1 protein-coding gene is annotated in these 272 nt (G+C 55.1%); it reads left to right on the top strand.

Features of this window, described 5'->3' with window-relative positions:
- The coding region (locus ACTG33_RS15920) for a S41 family peptidase (protein ID WP_439136208.1) at positions 1-272 on the top strand (272 nt) is incomplete at both ends.

The raw sequence follows: 272 nt of genomic DNA, 5'->3' as shown, positions 1-272 counted from the left end.
GGAAGACAGCACTCTGCTCGAATACGCCATCAAAGGCATGCTGTCCGAGCTGGATCCTCACTCCGCCTATCTCGGTGCCAGTTCCTTTGACGATTTGCAGATGAACACCACCGGCGAGTTCGGCGGGCTGGGCATCGAGGTGGGACTGGAAAATGGTTACGTGCGGGTGATTTCCCCCATTGATGACACTCCGGCGGCCAAGGCTGGTGTGATGGCCGGCGACCTGATTGTCAAAATCGATGAAAAACCGGTCAAAGGTATGAATCTCAATG

The organism is Pseudomaricurvus sp. (genome assembly GCF_965662505.1).
Taxonomy (GTDB): domain Bacteria; phylum Pseudomonadota; class Gammaproteobacteria; order Pseudomonadales; family Cellvibrionaceae; genus Pseudomaricurvus.
Note: the sequence above shows the minus strand (reverse complement) of the source record. Positions and strands in the feature narration are given on the sequence as shown.